At 72.7% G+C, this 13,896-nt stretch carries 13 protein-coding genes and 1 pseudogene; 9 read left to right on the plus strand and 5 right to left on the minus strand.

All coding sequences use genetic code 11. The features are described 5' to 3' along the window. The first annotated feature begins 253 nt into the window (after window positions 1-253). The 3 genes and pseudogenes from ACFY8W_RS23275 to ACFY8W_RS23285 all read left to right on the plus strand — a co-directional run. Window positions 254-1,096, plus strand: coding sequence for a SpoIIE family protein phosphatase (locus tag ACFY8W_RS23275; protein WP_391108348.1), 843 nt, complete (start codon window positions 254-256; stop codon window positions 1,094-1,096). A 152-nt stretch (window positions 1,097-1,248) separates the two neighbouring features. Next, window positions 1,249-2,283 carry an MASE1 domain-containing protein gene (locus ACFY8W_RS23280; protein ID WP_391108351.1) on the plus strand — a complete coding sequence of 345 codons (1,035 nt, stop codon included), beginning with the start codon at window positions 1,249-1,251 and terminating at the stop codon, window positions 2,281-2,283. A 138-nt stretch (window positions 2,284-2,421) separates the two neighbouring features. Further along, a pseudogene (locus ACFY8W_RS23285) lies at window positions 2,422-2,619 on the plus strand (hypothetical protein); the annotation flags it as partial. 48 nt (window positions 2,620-2,667) lie between these two features. Here ACFY8W_RS23285 and ACFY8W_RS23290 read toward each other — a convergent pair. Genes ACFY8W_RS23290 through ACFY8W_RS23300 form a run of 3 tightly spaced genes read right to left on the minus strand, consistent with a single transcriptional unit; the run spans window position 2,668 to window position 5,352 of the window. Beyond that, window positions 2,668-3,699: a lycopene cyclase family protein gene (locus ACFY8W_RS23290; protein WP_391108354.1), complete on the minus strand. Its 1,032-nt coding sequence runs from the start codon at window positions 3,697-3,699 to the stop codon at window positions 2,668-2,670. Next, window positions 3,696-4,232: an isoprenylcysteine carboxylmethyltransferase family protein gene (locus tag ACFY8W_RS23295; RefSeq protein WP_391109628.1), complete on the minus strand. Its 537-nt coding sequence runs from the start codon at window positions 4,230-4,232 to the stop codon at window positions 3,696-3,698. Before ACFY8W_RS23295 ends, ACFY8W_RS23290 begins: the two co-directional genes overlap by 4 nt. A gap of 19 nt (window positions 4,233-4,251) precedes the next feature. Next, window positions 4,252-5,352 (minus strand): 3-oxoacyl-[acyl-carrier-protein] synthase III C-terminal domain-containing protein, encoded by a 1,101-nt coding sequence (locus ACFY8W_RS23300; RefSeq protein WP_391108356.1) that lies wholly within the window; start codon window positions 5,350-5,352, stop codon window positions 4,252-4,254. Between the two features lie 78 nt (window positions 5,353-5,430). On the opposite strand from ACFY8W_RS23300, the gene ACFY8W_RS23305 reads away from it, so the two are divergent. Next, a complete protein-coding gene (locus ACFY8W_RS23305) occupies window positions 5,431-6,342 on the plus strand; it encodes a UbiA family prenyltransferase (RefSeq protein WP_391108359.1) in 912 nt (303 codons plus the stop codon). Window positions 6,343-6,870: 528 nt separating this feature from the next. On the opposite strand, the gene ACFY8W_RS23310 is transcribed toward ACFY8W_RS23305, so the two are convergent. Both ACFY8W_RS23310 and ACFY8W_RS23315 read right to left on the minus strand, forming a co-directional pair. Continuing rightward, complete coding sequence (locus ACFY8W_RS23310) at window positions 6,871-7,287, minus strand: CBS domain-containing protein (protein WP_391108362.1); 417 nt, start codon at window positions 7,285-7,287, stop codon at window positions 6,871-6,873. 677 nt (window positions 7,288-7,964) lie between these two features. Next, window positions 7,965-8,465: a YfcE family phosphodiesterase gene (locus ACFY8W_RS23315; RefSeq protein WP_391108365.1), complete on the minus strand. Its 501-nt coding sequence runs from the start codon at window positions 8,463-8,465 to the stop codon at window positions 7,965-7,967. Between the two features lie 443 nt (window positions 8,466-8,908). On the opposite strand from ACFY8W_RS23315, the gene ACFY8W_RS23320 reads away from it, so the two are divergent. From ACFY8W_RS23320 to ACFY8W_RS23340, 5 genes are all read left to right on the plus strand, one after another. Further along, the gene (locus tag ACFY8W_RS23320) at window positions 8,909-9,016 is read left to right on the plus strand and encodes a keywimysin-related RiPP (RefSeq protein ID WP_158688462.1); all 108 of its coding nucleotides are present in this window, start codon (window positions 8,909-8,911) and stop codon (window positions 9,014-9,016) included. Between the two features lie 111 nt (window positions 9,017-9,127). Further along, the gene (locus tag ACFY8W_RS23325; RefSeq protein WP_391108368.1) at window positions 9,128-11,002 is read left to right on the plus strand and encodes a lasso peptide isopeptide bond-forming cyclase; all 1,875 of its coding nucleotides are present in this window, start codon (window positions 9,128-9,130) and stop codon (window positions 11,000-11,002) included. Between the two features lie 5 nt (window positions 11,003-11,007). Then, complete coding sequence (locus ACFY8W_RS23330) at window positions 11,008-11,265, plus strand: lasso peptide biosynthesis PqqD family chaperone (protein ID WP_391108371.1); 258 nt, start codon at window positions 11,008-11,010, stop codon at window positions 11,263-11,265. Window positions 11,266-11,479: 214 nt separating this feature from the next. Continuing rightward, window positions 11,480-11,827 (plus strand): lasso peptide biosynthesis B2 protein, encoded by a 348-nt coding sequence (locus ACFY8W_RS23335; protein WP_391108373.1) that lies wholly within the window; start codon window positions 11,480-11,482, stop codon window positions 11,825-11,827. A gap of 4 nt (window positions 11,828-11,831) precedes the next feature. Continuing rightward, window positions 11,832-13,661 (plus strand): ABC transporter transmembrane domain-containing protein, encoded by a 1,830-nt coding sequence (locus tag ACFY8W_RS23340; RefSeq protein WP_391108376.1) that lies wholly within the window; start codon window positions 11,832-11,834, stop codon window positions 13,659-13,661. Window positions 13,662-13,896: the final 235 nt, after the last annotated feature.

Below are 13,896 nucleotides of genomic sequence, written 5' to 3' on the forward strand. Positions count from 1 at the left end.
AGGCGTGCACCCATCGGTCCTGACGAGCCGCTCGTGGACTTCCGCCGCGGCGCCGCGGTCGCCGCAATCGAGGCGGGCCCCGGGTCTCCTGGCGGCGCCCTCGGGCCGGGGTGCGGGGTCGATGAGATGCGGGCGTCGTGCCGTCCGGGCAGAGTGGGGAAGGACCTGTTCGTACCGAGGTGGTCCCCCTTGGTCCCGCGTGCTGGAGACGGGACGGAACGATGCGAGGATTGTCGTGACGTCGGAGTGATCGATGTTCCGCAGACGGCCGGCCGACAACAGCGAGGACCTTCTGGGCCGGCTCGGGTCGCTGACCGCCAGGGCTCGGGAGCTGGCCGAGACGCAGCGTTCCCGTGTCGAGCTCGCTGTGGCCCTGCAGCGCGGCATGCTGCCCTCGGACTTGCCCAGTTTTCCGGGCGCCCGGCTGGCCGTCCGCTATGAGCCCGCCAACCACGGGCTCAACGTCGGCGGTGACTGGTACGACGCCTTCTCCCTGCCCGGCGGGCGGATCGGCATGTCCATCGGTGACGTGCAGGGGCACAACATCGAGGCAGCCGCCTTCATGGGACAGGTCCGCGTGGCACTGCGCGCGCTGGCCTCCGTCACCGGAGACCCGGGAGAGCTGCTCGGTCGCACCAACGACCTGCTGATCTCTCTGGGCGCCGACCTCTTCGCCACCTGCACCTTCCTGCGGCTCGACCCCGCTGCCGGCACCCTGGAGTGCGCCCGGGCCGGTCACATCCCCCACATCTGGGCCACCACCGACGGCCGCTCCGGCATCGACGACAGCGAGGGCGGGCCTCCGCTCGGTGTGCTCCGCGACGTCGACTACCCGGCCACGCGCCACCGGCTCACCGCCGGCGGTGTCTTCGTCCTCCTGACCGACGGGGTGGTGGAGGGGCCCTCGCTCCACGTCGACGAGGGTCTGGACCGGGTGACGCGGCTCGCCGGGATCACCGCCGTCGCCGGGCTGGACGTCGACGGGCTCGCCACCGCCGTCATGAAGCTGGCGGCCACAGTGGGACACGAGGACGACGCAGCCGTCCTGGTCGTCGGCCATGACGGCGGTCCGGCCCGGGCGACGGTCGAGGGGTGAAGGGGGCTCGTCCCGGGGTCGGCCTGCCCCGGTTCGGGCAGACCTCGGGCTGGTCCGGCCCGGTCCGGTCGCCACCAGCCGGTCCGGACTCGTGCGGCGGCGCCCGACACGCAGGGGTCCTTGCCCGGTCATGGCGGCCCGGCCGGTGTCTGATGGCTGGCGTGTTGGTTATTCGGCAGTTCCGGCCCTTTACCGAAGCGGCGCTGATTTCGCTGGGCGTGGCGGTCTGCTACTACGCGGCCGGACGGCTCGGCCTGCTGGGCCGCCTCGTCGTCGGAGACGTGGTGGCCACCCCCATCTGGCCGCCCACCGGTGTCGCCGTCGCCGCCCTGCTGCTGTTCGGCGCGCGGGTCTGGCCCGGGATTGCCCTCGGCTCCTTCCTCGTCATCGCCTCCCTCACCACCCCTGGACCCACCACAGTGGTCACCGTGGTGAGCAACACCGTCGCGCCGCTCTGCGCCTTCCTGCTGCTGAGGCGGGTCGGCTTCCGGCTTGACATGGCGCGGCTGCGGGACGGGCTCTCGCTGGTCTTTCTCGGCGGGTTCGGCGCCATGCTGATCAGCGCGACCGCGGGGGTCGGACTGCAGGTGGTGACAGGCTCCCTGGACGGGAGCGAGTTCTGGGCCGTGTGGCTGGCCTGGTGGGCGGGCGACACGATGGGGGTTCTGCTCGTCGCTCCGCTCCTGCTCGTACTCGCGGGGGCGGCCGGACGGTTCCGGATACGGCGCTGGAAGGAGGCGGCCTTTCTGGGGCTGGCGACCCTGGTTCTCGTCCCACTGGCCGTGCTCAGCCCGATGAGCCTGCTCTTCCTCGTCTTCCCCCTGCTGGTCTGGGCAGCGCTCCGCTTCCAGCTCGCCGGCAGCGTGCTGTGCGCGCTCTTCGCGTCCGTATTCGCCACCTTCGAGGCGACCTCCGACCGGGGCGCGTTTTCCCAGCTGTCGGACGTCGAGATCATGGTCAAGCTCCAGACGTTCAACGGTTGCGCCGCCCTGACCGCCCTGCTCCTCGCCTCTGTCATCACCGAGCAGCGTGCGACCCGCCGTTCGGTGCGCCGCGCCTGCGAGGAACTGGCGGAGGTCCTGGAGCACCTCGCGGCGGGCGAGCCCTCGCCGGGTCCGTCGGCGGGGCCCCCGCCCGAGCCCACCGAGAGCCGGGCAGCCCCACCCGGCGGACACCGGGATCCGTGACCCTCCGCGTCCGCGACGGGTCCCTTCAACGGTGGCTGCGGCGCTCACGGTCGGGCGGTCCTCGACCTGGACTACGACGACGCAGCGAAGGTGACGGCCCGGACGAAAGCGATCGTCCCGGTCCACCTGTGGGGCAGGATGAACCACCCGTCCAGCCTCCGCACGTTCGCCCCCAAACAGGGGATCGGCCATGGTCGAGGACGCCGCCCAGGCCGCCGGGTCGTCGCGCGCCGGCGTCCCTGCAGGCGCGGTCGGCGAGGCCGGGTGTTCCAGCATGAAGGACGGCAAAATCTTCTGGAGCGGCGGGGCGGATGCGTTCTGACCGACGGCCCGGCTCTCGCCGCCCGCGTCCGGGCCTTCCGCGGCCACCAGCTGACGCAGCACTCAAGCCAGCAGGTTCACGGTGCTCTGGAACAGGCCAGGAAACCGGGCGGCGGCCGGCGTGATCAAGGGGGCCATGGACGGCTGGTTCCGGATCCAGAGCAGGGATCTCGTCAGGAGGCGGTAGCTGCGGGACAAGCGGCACCAGGTGTGTTCGTAAGCTTGCGGGCGGCCCTCGTGCAGGCAGCGTACGAGGGCGTCCGCCGCCGTCAGGGCGAGGGTGAGGCCCTCGCCGGTCAGCGCGTCGACGTACCCGGCGGCGTCGCCCACGAGCAGGACCCGGCCGGCCGTCCGGGTACGGGCCTGCTGACGCAGCGGCCCGGCGCCCCTGACCGGTGTCCCCTCGGCCGTGCGCAGGCGGGCGGCCAGCGCGGGGAAGCGGGTCAACTGCTCGTCGAAGGGCAGTCGGCTCGAGGTGAGGAGGGCGACGCCGACCTGCCGTGGCCCGAGCGGGGTGACGTAGGCCTCGCAGTCGGCGGACCAGTGCACCTCCACCAGGTCGGTCCACGGCTCGACGGCGTAGTGTCGCCGCAGTCCGTACCGGGGCGGGCGTCGCCGGGTGGTGGCCGGCCGTACGGTCAGGCCGAGCGCGCGCCGGGTGGGCGAGTGCAGCCCGTCGGCCGCCACGAGGTAGCGGGCGGCGATGCCGTCGGCGGTCACGTACGCCTCGGACTGGGACACCTGACGGATGCGGTGCGGCACGACGTGAACGCCGAGCCCGACGGCCCGGGCGGTGAGTGCGTCGTGCAGCACGGTCCGACGTACACCGAGACCGGATCCCGTGCGGAACGCGGCTTCGGCTCGTCGGCCGCCCTCAGCGTCGACGTAGCGGATGCCCCGAAGGCGTCGGCCGGGTACCCGCACGTCGAGGGCGTCCAGGGCGCGTACCGCCGAGGGCATCAGTCCCTCTCCGCAGGCTTTGTCGATGGGCGCGGGCCGAGGCTCGGCGACCATGACGTCGAAGCCTCGTCGCGCTCCGTGGATCGCGGTGGCCAGACCCGCCGGGCCGCCCCCGACGACGAGGAGGTCGATCACGACGCGGCTCCGGCGGGGGCAAGGGAGCGAGAAGGCGCCAGCGCGGTGTTCTCGCATCGGATACGGACGGTGAGCAGGGCCGCGTTCAGGAGCGAGAAGCCCAGGGCTGTCAGCCAGGCGGTGTGCACCAGGGGCAGGGCCATGCCCTCGACGACGACCGCGACGTAGTTGGGGTGCCGAAGGAAGCGGTACGGGCCGGAGGCGACGAGCGGCAGACCGGGGACGATCAGCACCCGGGTGTGCCAGCGGGGCCCCAGCGTTCCGATGCACCACCACCGCAGGGCCTGGGCCGCCAGAGTGAGAACGAGGGCGACCCAGCCGAGCAACGGCAGGAAGGGCCGGTCGGCCGCCCAGGGCTCGACGAGGCAGCCGAGGAGGAGCGCGGCATGCAGGACGACCATGACCGGATAGTGCCCGGCACCGTACTCGCGGGAGCCCCGGGCCCGGCTCCAGTCCCCGTTGCGTCGGGCCACGGCGAGTTCCGCGAAGCGTTCGGCGACGACCAGAAGGACCAACAAGGTGTACAGCGTCACCGTCACTGTCACGAGAGCCTCACCAGGCCAGGAGGACGAGTTCGGAGGAGAAGCCGGGCCCCAGGCCGATCACCAGGCCAGTCGTTCCGGCCGGCGGCCGATCGGTCTGGATGTCCTTCAGGACCTGCAGTACCGACGCGGAGGACAGATTGCCGTGGGCGGCCAGGGCGCGGCGGCTCGCCGCAAGGGCCGAGTCCGGCAGGCTGAGCCCGTCGGCGAGTGCGTCCAGGATCTTCGGGCCGCCGGGATGGCAGATCCACGCCCCCACGTCCGCGGGTTTGAGGTCGTGCACGGCGAGAAAGGACTCGACCTCCTCGGCCACCTGCAGCCTGACGAGTTCGGGGAGCTCCTGGCCGAGAACCATGCGAAAGCCCCATTCACCGACGTCCCACCCCAACAGGTGCTCGGTCCCGGCGTACAGGCGGCTGCGTGCCGCCACGACGCTCGGCACGCAGGACCCGGACGGGCGTGATGTCGTACATGAGGCTGCGGGGGAAAGGTCGCTGCCGACGAAACGCTCACTGCCGCCGGCCACGAGAGCGGCGGCTCCGTCGCCGAACAGGCCACCCGCCACCAGGTTCGCCATCGACGTGTCGGTGCGCTGCAAGGTGAGCGAGCACAGCTCGGTGCAGAGGAGGAGAGCGGTACTGTCCGGCCGGCCGTCGAGGAAGTCGTGGACGCGGGCCAGGCCGACGGCGCCCGCGGAGCAGCCGAGCCCGAACAGGGGCGTGCGCCTGACGTCGGGCCGCAGACCGATCCGTCCGGCGAGGCGGGCCTCCAGAGAGGGGGTCGCGATGCCGGTCACGGTCGTCGAGACGACCAGGTCGACGTCCTCCGGGCGTACGCCGGCGTCGTGGAGCGCCCGCTCGACGGCCTCGGCGCCCAGCGCGACGGCCAGTTCGACGAAGAGACGGTTGGTCTCGCCGAACGGGCCGAGATCACGGTAACGGTCGAGGGGCAGGGCGAGATGACGGCTCTCCACACCGGCCGCGGCGTGCAGTCGGCGCACGAGAGCCCGGTCGGATCCGGGCGGCAGGCTGGAGACGAGGTCTTCGGTGATCTCGTGCTGCAGGTAGCGGTGCGGCGGGAAGGCCGTGCTCACCGCGAGGACGCGGGTCATTCCTCCAACATAGGGACGGTGAGGCGTCGACACCCTCAACCCGGAGATCATGGGCGCGCCGTCGCCTAGCGTGGTGCGATGCGCCCCACCACGGACGAAAGACCCCACCGCCTCGCAACCCCGTCGGTCCCCGGCTCGAAGGAACGCTCTTCCGTCCTCGCTCTGCTGAAGGCGAGTCACCCGGTGCCGGCGGCGACGGTGACGGTCCTCGCAGCGCTATTGGCCACCGCCTTCGGATTGGATCTCGCCTCCGCGGCCCTGGCGGTGGCTGCTGTCGCCGCGGGGCAGCTGTCGATCGGCTGGTCCAACGACCGACTGGACCACCGGCGCGACCGAGCCGCGGGACGCCGTGACAAGCCGCTGGCCACGGGGGCCGCACGGCCGGGCACGGTGGGCGCGGCGGCCTGCACGGCCCTGCTGGTCTGCGTCCCGCTGTCGCTCGGCTGCGGACTCCTGGCGGGCACCGTGCACCTCGGCGGCGTCGCTGCCGGATGGACGTACAACCTGTGGCTCAAACGGACGGTCCTCTCCTGGCTGCCGTACACCGCCGCCTTCGGGCTGCTGCCCGCGTTCCTGACGCTGGCCCTTCCGGGCAGCCCGTGGCCACCTCTGTGGTTGAGCGCCGCGGCGGCGCTCCTGGGGACGGGCGCCCACTTCGCGAACGTCCTGCCCGACCTCGACGACGACCTCGCCAGCGGGGTACGCGGGCTCCCGCAGCGACTGGGCCGGCGCGGGTCCATGGCGTCGGCCGCCGCCCTGGCCCTGGCCTCGTGCGTGACGCTGACGGCCGGCCCCACGGGCCGGGTGACCCCGGCCTCAGCGGGCCCGATCGGCGTGACCCTCGCGCTCTGTGCCGTGGCGGTGGCCGGACCGTCCGCTCTCCTGCGCGGACGCGTGCCTTTCGTCGCCGTCCTGGCCATGGCCGGCCTCGACGCCGCACTCCTGGTATGGGCCGGAACCGCGCCACTCGGCGGCCGGATCGCGCCGTGACCGACTCGAATGCCCCCTCGGCAGCAAGAACGCCGTGGAGAGTGGACGGCCCGCCCCGAGGGGGCGTGCGTGCGGGCATGGGGACGGCGTCCCGACCGGTGGCGCCCCCTTCATGGCCACGTGCGCGGCCAGGCCGTGACCATGGCCGGCCGGCGGCGATCAGCGTCGCGGCGTGCACGGCGAACGTCCGGCCCCTCTTCACGCCCGGACGTTTCCCTTCACCGAGTGACGAGCCACGTCGGGACGGCCCGCAGGACGCTCGCGCTGTGCGACGCGGCGTTTGACCCGGCCGGCTTCCGGCGCCTCGTCGGCGAGCGCGGCCTTCGACCCGGCGACTCGACCTGGCCATGATTCCGATGCCGGGATGGGCAGCGGGGCGGCCCGGACGGGTGTGGCGCTCGGGTGACCGGTGCGCGGGGCACCCGATCATGGCTGCGGTGTCCGCGACGCCTGGCCTTCCGGTGACGATGCGTCGCCCTGTCCACCCCGCGGCCCCGGCCACCCCACGCAGTGAGCCTTCGATGCGTGTCAGTTCACGGAGAGGGCCTCCAGGAGGTCGCCGACCTGCGGGTCGGGCAGGGCGCGGGCGACATCGGCCTGGGCGACGACTCCCACGAGCCGGTGGCCGTCGATGACGGGCAGGCGCCGTACCTGGTGGTCGGCCATGGTGCGCATGATCTCGGCGGCGTCGTCGTCGGCGCCGATGGTGACCGCTTCGCCCTGCGCGAGTTCTCCCGCCTTGCACTCGGCAGGGTCCTTGCCGACTCCGAGGACCTTCACGACGATGTCGCGGTCGGTGAGCATCCCCTTGAGCCTGTCGTCAGTGCCGCAGATCGGCAGCGCTCCGACGCCCATCTGCGTCATCTTCTTCGCGGCCTCGAGGACCGTCTCCTCGGCGCCGATGCACTCGGCGCCCTCCGTCATGATCTCGCGAGCCGTGGTCATCCGACTGCTCCTCTCGGTAGATGTCGTCATGCCTGTGCTCTTGGGCCGGGGTACGGCGCCGGGTGCGGTGGCGGTCAGGAGGAAGGCTCACGGTCGGCGACCGCCGCGAGCCCGGCCCCAGCCGCGGGCGGCCCGCCGACGGTCTCGGAGCCGGCTCTTGCCCGCGGGCCCGCTGACAGCCGCCGGAGGACCGTCCTCCAGCAGACCGAATCTGATCGAGGGCCCGCTCGATGGCCTGCCACGGTGCCGCGCGGTGCCGCGCACTCCTCGCCGCGAGGATTCCTGGGCGCTGTATCCGCTCCGCTCAGCGGGCGCCTTCCCGGATGCCGACCTTTCATGCGGGGTGCTCCCTGGCGGCGGCGAACGGTCTTGTCGATCGCCGGTTCACGGCGCCGGTCGGTCGTCGGAGGCGAAGTCGTTCACCGGGGAGATGGCGGCGGCCGTGTCGGTGCTCGTCATCCGCAGGCCGAAGACTTCCGCCAGCCTGCGTTCCGGAAGTTGGCGAACAGCAACAGGGGCCCCGCATCCGGCTCGTTCACTGCCGTTTCCTTCATGCCGCCTCGCGGACGGCCTCGCCGGTCGGGCATTCGACGCCCCCATCGGCCGACGACCGACCCATCCTCTCGGCAGGTCTGTCCGGCGGTGCACGAGCTCTCGGGACAGAGGGTCGGGAGCGGTCAGTGCCGCGGGGGCAGCCGATGGAGCGTCACGTCGTACAGCCTCGCCCCCACCACCGTCAGGGTCATGAAGGAGCAGAAGGGCTGGCGCCTGCGGTCCGTGGGCGAGCCCGGGTTCAGCAGACGCAGACTCCCGGCGCTGGTGTCCCACGGGATGTGGCTGTGGCCGAACACGAGGACGTCCACGTCGGGGAAGCGGACGGCGCAGCGCCGCTCCCGTCCTGCGGCCGCTCCCGTCTCGTGCACGACCGCGAACCGCACCCCTTCCAGGTCGGCACGGGCGACCTCCGGGAGTCTGCTGCGCAGTCCCGGGCCGTCATTGTTGCCGTACACGCCGATCAGCCGACGGGACCTGGACTCCAGCAGGTCGAGCGTGGCCTCGTCGGTCCAGTCACCGGCGTGGATGACGGCGTCGGCGTCGTCGACGGCTGCCATGAGAGCTTCCGGCAGAGACGCGGCGCGGGCGGGCAGGTGAGTGTCCGAGGTCAGCAGGAGCCGCATGCGTCCCACGGTAGGCCGCCGCGGCCGCTGACGCCCCCGCGGACACGGTCCCCGGCCAGGAGCAGGCGCGCTACGTGGGCCGCGGGAGTCGTCGGCGGCCCACGGTCAGCTCCGTCGGCATGTGGCGCCGCAGGGCGGCCCGGGCGGCGTTGGCGCCCGGCGCGCCGTGCGCACGCCGCCCGGGTGCGCGGACGCCGACGCGAGGAAGAGATCGAGCGTGAGCTCGAGTTCGCGGCGAACGCGCCTGGACGTGAGCACATCAGTTCGGGGCGCGCAAGGCGAAGCGCGCGCCGCGGGTGTGCTGCGGCCCGGCCCGGACACGCCATTGTGGTGATCCGGTCGCCCTACCTAGCGTGGTCGAAGCGGAATGACCGGTCTCCGGATCGGGAACCGCCGCATGCGCATGCACGCCGAAAACCCCCGAAGTGAAAAGGAGTTCGACCATGACGTACGAGCGCCCCACCCTCACCAAGGCCGGCAGCTTCCGCAAGGTGACCGGCATCAAGAACACCGGGCCCAAGGACGTCCTCGGCGGCAAGCAGCTCCTCTGACGTGAGTCCCGTGCCGCCCCGCTGAACGGGCGGCCGGATCACCGGGTGGCGGCCTCCAGCCGCCACCCGACCACCCTGCTTCCCGTACATCGCCGACCGAAGGCCGTAGCCGTGGAAGACTCGCTGTCACTCCATGCCCTGCCCACCTGGTTCGCCGTCCTGCCCGACACCGACGCGGCCGCCGCCGTCGCCGCCAAAGCACTCGCCCACGCCGCCCAGGGTCTGCGCCACCCGTCCGGGCGCCCGTGGCTGGTGGGGCGCTGGGCAGCCTCGAGCATGGTGGTGGGCGAGTGCCGAGGGACCCGCATCGCCGTGCTCGGCGAACACTCCGTCACCGCCGAAGAGGCCCGACGCGCAGCCGCAGCCGCCGAAGGCACGTCCCTGTCGGCGCTCGACCGCATCAGTGCCACCTGGACGGGCAGCTTCCACCTCGTGGCCAGCAGCGGCGGGCGGGTCCGGGTCCAGGGCGGCGTCGTCGGCATGAGGCGGGTGTTCTTCACCAGTGCCACCCTCCCGGCGGTCGGCCGCGTCGCCCTGGCCTCCGACCGGGCCGACGTGCTCGCCGAACTGGCCGGCGCCGAACTCGACGAACGCATGCTCGCCCTCGAACTGCTCACGCTGGGCGTGCCGCACCCGCTGTCGGGCTCCCCTATGTGGAAGGGCGTACACGCCGCGCCCGGCGGCCACTACCTGACGCTCGACTCCGACGGACGGGCCGAGGAGACCCGCTGGTGGTCGCCCCCCGATCCGCACCTGCCCCTGGCCGAGGGCGCCGTGCGCTTCCGGGAGGCGCTCACCGCCGCAGTCGCCGCGCGCACGCGCGGGCGCGAGCTGGTGACGGCCGACCTGGGCGGGCTCGACTCCACCGCCGTGTGCTGCGCCGCCGCCCGCGGGGACGCGAAGGTCGCGGCGTACACCGCCGCCATCCACGACGAACTCGGCGACGACGTGTACTGGGCCCGCCGGACCACCGGGGCACTGGGGACGATCGAGCACCACATCGTCCCCGCGTCCGACCTGGCGATGACGTTCGACGGGATCGACACCCTCGACGACCTCCTGGACACACCGAGCATCCTCACGGTCGACCGCAACCGTCGCATGCACATCATCGCCCTGGCGGCAGCCCGCGGATCGCGCCTGCACCTGACCGGCCTGGGAGGCGACGAACTCCTCGCAGGAGCGCCCGCCCGCCTGCACGCGCTGATGGGCACGCATCCCCTCACCGCGCTGCGGGACCTGCGCGGATACACCGCGAAGTACCAGTGGTCCCGGTGGCGCGTGCTGCGCCAGCTCCTGGACCGCCGCTCCTATCGCGCCTGGCTCGGCAGGGTCGCCCGTGACCTCGAGGCGCCCCCGGCGCCGGCGGACGAACCGCTGCTCGACTGGTCGGCACCGCCGCGCATGCCGGGCTGGGCCACGCCCGAGGCCGTGGAGGCGGTACGCGAGCTGCTCCGCGCGCACCTCCCCGAAGCCGAGCCCCGTGGCCGCGGGCACGGGGAGCACCGGGAGATGGCCGCGATGGACGGCATCTCCCAGTGGACCCGGCACATCGGCCAGATGGCCGCCCCGCTGGGCATAACGGTGGCGGCCCCCTACTACGACGACCGGGTGATCGAGGCCGCCCTCGCCATCCGGCCGCAGGAGCGGATCACTCCCTGGCGTTACAAGCCGCTGATCGTCGAAGCCATGCGCGGCATCGTCCCCGAGGCCAGCCGCACCCGCGGCACCAAGGCCAACGCCACCTTCGAGGAGGAGGCGGGGCTGCGCCGCCACCGCGCCCGCCTGCTGGCCCTGTGCGAGGAGTCGCGTCTCGCCCGGCTGGGTCTCGTCGACGTGGAGGTCCTGCGCGAGTGGTGCCGCCGGGCTCTGTCGGCCGAGACGGAGAGCTACCTGCTGCACCCGACCGTGGCCTGCGAAGTGTGGCTGCGCTCCCGGGAGATGACGCCGTCCTGGACGCGATCCCTGACGGAACGGGAAAGGTGAGGCCGATGTGCACGTTGAAGCCCGGAGTGCTGCTGACCGAGACCGAGTACGGCATGGCCCTGCTCGATCAGAAGAGCGCCGAGTACTGGACTCTCAACCCCACGGCGGCCGTCGTGCTCCGTGAGCTCCTTGACGGCCACGGCACCGAACGGGCGGCGGCGGCCCTCGTCGAACGGTACGAGGGCGTGGACACCGAAGTGGCCGCACAGGACGTCGTGAGCATCGTCGAAGAGCTCCGCTCCGCCGGGCTCATCGCGCTGTAGCCCGCCTCGGCCGACGACTGCCGGCCGCCGACCCGCCGAGTGCCGACTGCCGATGCCGAGTGCCGAGTGCCGAGTGCCGAGTGCCGAGTGCCGACTGCCGACTGCCGACTGCCGACTGCCGACTGCCGAGAGAAGGGATACACAGTTGTCGACCCCGGAAGCCGTTCCCTATCGCCCTCGCTCCGTCCCCCCGGCCCGCCGTCTCGGGGCGCGCATGGTGATCGGCTGCGCCCACGTGCTGGCCATCCTGCCGCCCCAGCGGATCCGGGCTGTCCTGGCTCGGCTCCGCCGCGGAGCGCGGCCCGCCACGCTGGCCGAGGCGGAAGCGGCCCGGGAGACCGTGCTCGCCGTGAGCCTGGCCGCGGGCGGGCACAAGGGCTGCCTGCCGCGGTCCCTGGCCACGGTGCTGCTGTGTCGCTGCCGCGGCCAGTGGCCCACCTGGTGCGTGGGGGTGCGCACCCGCCCGCCGTTCGCCGCGCACGCCTGGGTGGAAGCCGAGGGTGAACCCGTCGGCGAGGGCACGCCGGCCGGATACTTCCAGCGCTTCTTCGCGGTGGAGTGAGCCCGTGACCACTGCGTCGCTCGCCCTCATCGGGCACCTCCGGCCGCAGCGCGGCCGTCTGACGGCGGGTGTCCTGCTGGGTCTGCTCGGCAGCGTGATGGGCCTGGCCCAGCCCATGGCGGCCAAGCAGGTGATGGACGACATGGGCCGAGGAGGTCCGGCGTACGGCCCGGTGATCGCTCTCAGCGTGCTGGTGGCTGCGGGAGGGATCTTCGCCGGCCTCGGGCACTACGTGCTGGACCGGTCCGCGGAGTCGATCGTCTGCGCCGCCCGGCGCCGGCTGATCGACCGTCTGCTGGCGCTGCGCGTACCGGTGGTGGAGCGCACCGAACCGGGGGATCTGATCTCCCGCGTCACCTCGGACACGGCGCTGCTGCGGCAAAGCGCTCCTCAGGCGGTGTCGGCCGCGGTCACCGGCACACTGATCACCCTCGCGACGGTGGTCATGATGGGGCTGCTCGACGCCGTACTGCTCGGCGTCACGCTCGGCGTGATCGCGTTCATCGGCGTCGTCGTCGCTGTCGTGGCCCCGCGGATCGGCCGCGCGACCCGGCATACGCAGGAGGCGGTCGGCCGCATGGGAGCCGCGCTGGAGCGAGCCCTGGGCGCCTTCCGTACGATCAAGGCGTCGGGTGCCGAACAGCAGGAGGCGGGGGCGCTGTACCGGGCGGCCGAGCACGCCCGGCGTACCGGTGTCCGCGCCGCCGCGTGGGAAGCGGTGTCCGCGACCCTGTCGGCGGTCGTCGTGCAGGTCTGCTTCCTGGTCGTGCTGGGAGTGGGGGGCGCGCGCGTCACCTCGGGCGCCATCGGCGTCTCCACTCTGGTCGCCTTTCTCCTCTACCTCTTCGCGCTCGCGCCCCGGATCGGCCAGCTCGTCGAAGGCATCGGCCAGTTCCAGATCGGTTCTGCCGCCGCCGCCCGGATCCGGGAGGTCGAGAGGCTGGAGGTCGAGAAGCTGGAGGCCGTTGGCCACGTGGCCAAGAATCTGGAGGCCGTTGGCCTGGAGGCCGAGGACCAGGAGACCGAGAAGTCGGAGGCCGAGGACGAGCAACACGGAGGAGAAGGAGGTGCGCGCCGGCCGAAAGCGGATCCGCTGCCCGCCCGTGTGGCCTTCCGCGATGTCCACTTCGCCTACCGCCCCGGGCTGCCCCAGGTCCACCACCGTGTCTCCTTCACCGTTCCCGGCGGAGGCCTGACCGCGTTCGTCGGGCCGTCCGGCACGGGCAAGACCACGGTCTTCTCTCTCATCGAACGCTTCTACGACCCGGACGCCGGCCAGGTACTGCTGGACGGGAGGGACGTGCGCCACTGGCCCCTCGCGGAACTCCGCGCAGCCATCGGATACGTAGAACAGGACACACCCGTCCTCGCCGGCACCCTGCGCGAGAACCTGACGCTGGGCGCCGTCGACGCCACCGAGGAAGAACTCCGCCACGCCCTGCGCCTCGTCCGTCTCGACGGGGTGACGGACCGCCTGCCCCGTGGCCTCGACACCGACGTCGGCCACCGCGGCAGCAGGCTCTCGGGCGGTGAGCGCCAGCGCGTCGCGATTGCCCGGGCCCTGCTGCGCCGCCCGAGACTGCTGCTGCTGGACGAAGCCACCTCGCAGCTCGACGCCGCCAACGAGGCGGCACTGCGCGACACCATCACCGACATCGCCGGTCGCATCACCGTCCTCGTCGTCGCCCACCGCCTGTCCACGGTCACCACGGCCGACCGCATCGTCGTGATGGAGGCCGGCCGCGTACGGGCGGTGGGCACCCACGCCGAACTCCTCGAAGCGGACGCCCTCTACCGCGAACTGGCCACCACGCAGCTGCTGGACGGCCGGTGAGCGACGCGGCCAGGACCCGCCACCCCGGCTCGTAGCGCCGGACCTCCCCGTGAACCCTGACCCAAGGTCAAGCCACCGCGGCCTTCGCCGTCCATGGCGAAGTCACTACGACGCCTCCGTCGAGGCTCGGCCCTGGGATCGACCCTGGGCTTGGCCCAGGCGATTGCCTGGACACCCCGCGGGCGGAAAGGTCAGGCCGACCGGGGGCGCTGGGCGACGTGGGACTCGCCGCCCG

This window comes from Streptomyces sp. NPDC012637, from assembly GCF_042954805.1.
In the GTDB taxonomy this organism is placed as follows: domain Bacteria; phylum Actinomycetota; class Actinomycetes; order Streptomycetales; family Streptomycetaceae; genus Streptomyces.

What these genes read in the sequence shown, in the direction of transcription:
- ACFY8W_RS23275 (WP_391108348.1), top strand. Translation starts at nt 254, where the DNA reads ATGTTCCGCAGACGGCCGGCCGACAACAGCGAGGACCTTCTGGGCCGG.
- ACFY8W_RS23280 (WP_391108351.1), top strand. Translation starts at nt 1,249, where the DNA reads ATGGCTGGCGTGTTGGTTATTCGGCAGTTCCGGCCCTTTACCGAAGCG.
- ACFY8W_RS23300 (WP_391108356.1), bottom strand. Translation starts at nt 5,352, where the DNA reads ATGACCCGCGTCCTCGCGGTGAGCACGGCCTTCCCGCCGCACCGCTAC.
- ACFY8W_RS23305 (WP_391108359.1), top strand. Translation starts at nt 5,431, where the DNA reads ATGCGCCCCACCACGGACGAAAGACCCCACCGCCTCGCAACCCCGTCG.
- ACFY8W_RS23310 (WP_391108362.1), bottom strand. Translation starts at nt 7,287, where the DNA reads ATGACCACGGCTCGCGAGATCATGACGGAGGGCGCCGAGTGCATCGGC.
- ACFY8W_RS23315 (WP_391108365.1), bottom strand. Translation starts at nt 8,465, where the DNA reads ATGCGGCTCCTGCTGACCTCGGACACTCACCTGCCCGCCCGCGCCGCG.
- ACFY8W_RS23320 (WP_158688462.1), top strand. Translation starts at nt 8,909, where the DNA reads ATGACGTACGAGCGCCCCACCCTCACCAAGGCCGGCAGCTTCCGCAAG.
- ACFY8W_RS23330 (WP_391108371.1), top strand. Translation starts at nt 11,008, where the DNA reads ATGTGCACGTTGAAGCCCGGAGTGCTGCTGACCGAGACCGAGTACGGC.
- ACFY8W_RS23335 (WP_391108373.1), top strand. Translation starts at nt 11,480, where the DNA reads ATGGTGATCGGCTGCGCCCACGTGCTGGCCATCCTGCCGCCCCAGCGG.